This window comes from Streptococcus sobrinus DSM 20742 = ATCC 33478 (assembly GCF_000686605.1).
Classification (GTDB): Bacteria; Bacillota; Bacilli; order Lactobacillales; family Streptococcaceae; genus Streptococcus; species Streptococcus sobrinus.
The window spans coordinates 1-3343 of record NZ_JMLC01000047.1 but is presented as its reverse complement, the minus strand read 5'-3'; the positions used below and the strand labels follow the sequence as shown (position 1 = coordinate 3343).

General features: G+C 35.7%; 4 protein-coding genes. 1 reads left to right on the top strand and 3 read right to left on the bottom strand.

From position 1 onward, the window contains the following. The first annotated feature begins 5 nt into the window (after window positions 1-5). Window positions 6-110, top strand: a complete 105-nt coding sequence (locus BS63_RS1000000112500) for an IS3 family transposase (RefSeq protein WP_428835831.1) — start codon at window positions 6-8, stop codon at window positions 108-110. An 80-nt stretch (window positions 111-190) separates the two neighbouring features. Here the strand turns inward: BS63_RS1000000112500 and BS63_RS0110205 are convergent, their stop codons facing one another. The 3 genes from BS63_RS0110205 to BS63_RS0110190 form a co-directional block, all read right to left on the bottom strand. Continuing rightward, window positions 191-1522: a YqiA/YcfP family alpha/beta fold hydrolase gene (locus BS63_RS0110205; protein ID WP_002963125.1), complete on the bottom strand. Its 1332-nt coding sequence runs from the start codon at window positions 1520-1522 to the stop codon at window positions 191-193. 302 nt (window positions 1523-1824) lie between these two features. Then, window positions 1825-2196, bottom strand: a complete 372-nt coding sequence (locus tag BS63_RS01000000111145; protein ID WP_002963126.1) for a thioredoxin family protein — start codon at window positions 2194-2196, stop codon at window positions 1825-1827. 121 nt (window positions 2197-2317) lie between these two features. Further along, window positions 2318-2719 carry a DUF6568 family protein gene (locus tag BS63_RS0110190; protein ID WP_002963127.1) on the bottom strand — a complete coding sequence of 134 codons (402 nt, stop codon included), beginning with the start codon at window positions 2717-2719 and terminating at the stop codon, window positions 2318-2320. Between the last annotated feature and the right edge of the window lie 624 nt (window positions 2720-3343).

The window sequence follows — 3343 nt, the reverse complement described above, 5'->3', positions numbered from 1 at the left end:
AGGAATTGGTTACAGCTATTGACGACTATATCAGCTTTTATACCACCCAACGTTATCAAGAAAAACTAAATAACCTGACTCCTTTAGAATTCAGGGATCAGGTTGCTTAAATTATTTTATTATTTGACTGTCTACTTGACAGGGAGCGGTTCATTTAAAAACTAGAAGGTTAGTTTTTTTATTTAGTAAGTTAAATGGTTGTCCACTGCTTCACACTAGCTACTTGCTTAGCATTTTCGGCAATGGGCTGCAAATCGTGATTGCCTGAATCAGGAATCACATATTCCTTGCCGAGGTAAACGGCTCCCAACCAACGCATAGCATTGTTGAGCCAATCCTTGGTCGTTGTGATACGGATAACATGGCCTGTGAAAGTCTTCATATCACTCCTGATAGCTGCGATCGTCTTCTTGGCCTCTGCCTTATTCGATGGGAGATCAAAATTTTTCCTCAGAGACTCATAAATCTTGTTACCGACTGAGGCAAGGGCTGGAATGTAGAGGGGGGCCGAATTATAGACAACCGTGGTTGCAGCATTTTTCTTCAAGGCAACGCGTTGAGCCACATTCCCACCTAGGGAGTGTCCGGTAATCACAATAATTTCAGCACCATATTGGCTAGCAATTTTATCATAAAAATCATAGGCAGGTTGATAGTGCTGACCTCTAGCTAGACCGATTCCCATCAGGTCAGCTCCTAGGGCATCTTGAAGTTCATTACCATCATTATTAGTTCCCGTATAGGCAATGATAACCTTATTACTGGCCTTATCTCGAAAGGCAGTTCCACTTGTTCCCGTCTGATTATCGTAGAAATCACTGAGATAGGTCAGATTGTTAGGTATCACACGCCCTGCTTCTTGGATTTTAGCTAAAATAGTGGCATCAGTAGCTCCTTTCAAGCGAGCCTTTTCAAACTCATAGGTCAGAGCCGCCGCATCAAGAGTAGAAATACCTGATAAACGTCCATCAAGGATTTTATTAATGTCTGCCCGCTGGTCATCGGAGGTAAGGGTTGGGGCAGTTGTCACCACAGCATCCGTTGATGTTACCTCATTTTTACCCCCTGTTGTTTTTTCTTCCTGTTTTTGAGTTTGAGGGTCTTGCTGGACGACTGCGCCATCTGAAGCTGGGGCAACTGAAGTTGGTTCCTTAACCTGTTTTGGAGAGTCAGCCGGTGCTTGATTGTTTTGGCTAGTAGGCTCCTTGTCATCTTCTTGAGTGGTTAAAGAGGCCGCTTGAGTTGGTTGAGACTGATTTTCTGATTGATTATCAGTATCCTTCACCTCTGTCGGATTGGATGGCACCTTCTCTTGGCTAGGAGCAACCACTGAAGTTCCATCGCTTGTCGGTTGGACAAGAGTTGACGTTTGATTGACTTGAGAATCCAGAGTTGAGCCATCTGCACTGGCGGAGCTTGCTCCAGCTGTCATTAATGTTAGACCAGCCATAGTTGTTACGACAAAAGTGACCCAACGTTTCTTTACTTTGCGTAGTTTGTAGTGATTCGTACTAATATTCATACCTACTAACCTTTCTATTATGTTACTCTAGAGTACCTCTACATTTTGAAAATAAAAGGAAACATTAATAACCAAGCTATTGTAGCTTATTAAATTAAGATGTTTGGAGTTTCCTTACTAGCTTAATTATTCTTATTTTGCTGTTTTACATACATGGAAAATTTTTCATGGGTACTGGAAAGATCTTCAAAACTTCCCGACCCAGTTACAGCACCTTCATCTATAAAGTAAATTTTATCTACATTAGTAATCGTTGATAATCTATGGGCAATAAAAATTTTTGTTTTATCCTTTACGATCTATCACCTTGCTAAATTGTTATCTTTTAACCACTTCTCCACTTCTGCAGGTGTGAAGCCATGCATTTCTTCAAAATCAAGTTTTGAGATCACCTTCTTATTTTCATAAATAACGAGAGAAGGGGTTCCCTTGATACTATAGTTCTTTTTAAATTCTTCCCATTTCGATTTATTTTTATATAGCTCAGCTACATTAACATAAACCATCTTAGAAGATAGATTGTATCGCTTTATATACTTCACAAAAATTTTATCAAAGTTATTACAATCTCCACAAGTTGGTCTTCCAATATAGACTACTAGTCTCTGTCCAGTATTATATTTCTTTTCAAAACTTACTGGTTGTAAGCTATCGAAATACTTATATATTTCCATATTTTTTGTTCCTAATTTTGAGACTCTTCTGCAGTTTTTTAGCCGATATTAGATAAAAGTTTATCCCTAAACTAATTAGCAAAATACCTAACAAACCTATCTTTACTATTTCCTTCATTTTCTATTCCTCATAATCTTTTAAGAGCTTTTTCAAATGTTTTAGAGATTGATAACCTTCAATTTTTATAACCCTTCCTTTTTTACCCTTAATAATAGTTGTAGGAGTTTTATACACTTTTAATTCAGCAGCTTTTTGTGCTATCTCAGAATTCGTAGATTCCCAATGATAAATTTTTACTCCTGACTCATCTTGGTAGTCCTTTAAAACCTTATTGAATTCTTGACAAGCCTGACAAGTGGGATTCCCATAATACAAAATCTCATTTTTCTGTAAAAATTTGACATCATTATCTTTTAACTTTGAAAATTTTGGTTGGGGCGATGAACTCATCAAATTGATACCTAGAATTACAATTAACCCAAATATAAGTAACACCAAAACAGGAAATAATCTTCTCCTCATTTTAAAATTCCTTTCTATTAAATTGAAAGATAGACAAAATATAAAAGAGTACAATATAGCTAAAAGGAACTAAAATGTTAAAAATACTAGTTATACCTCGAAAAGTGTTAGGAGATAAATAATATGCCAACTGAATATCAAAAATATCAGTTCTACTAAAAATATAATTAACTAAATCAGGTAAAATCCATAGACCAATTATAGATGAAAGTAACCCTATGCCCGATTTTCCAATATTAATAATGACGGTTGCGTTTATCATTAAATACAAAAGGGAAAAGATTAAGTAAACAAGGAATTGTTCAATAACTTGGTTTGACATCAAAGTGGTAGATAAGATACTAATCAGAAGTAATAAAGAAACATATTTCAACAAAAAGAAATTGAGCAAACTTAAAACGATTTGGAATATACTCTAGATAGTACCTAATTATCCCTTTCTAAAATCTCTCCTAACGATAAAACAAAGGCACAATTAATAGTGAATAGATTAATCATCATAAATATCTTACTCACTGATGGAAATAGCTGGTAGTGTAAAATAAGTTGTGTAAACACAAAAAGGAATAAATCCGTTATAGTAGAGTTGCGAAACATTACTAGAAAGAGATTTATTCCTATGAC

Bases quoted from the DNA above. Each gene is read 5' to 3' on its own strand.
- BS63_RS0110190 (WP_002963127.1), bottom strand. From the start codon at position 2,719: ATGAGGAGAAGATTATTTCCTGTTTTGGTGTTACTTATATTTGGGTTA.
- BS63_RS0110205 (WP_002963125.1), bottom strand. From the start codon at position 1,522: ATGAATATTAGTACGAATCACTACAAACTACGCAAAGTAAAGAAACGT.
- BS63_RS01000000111145 (WP_002963126.1), bottom strand. From the start codon at position 2,196: ATGGAAATATATAAGTATTTCGATAGCTTACAACCAGTAAGTTTTGAA.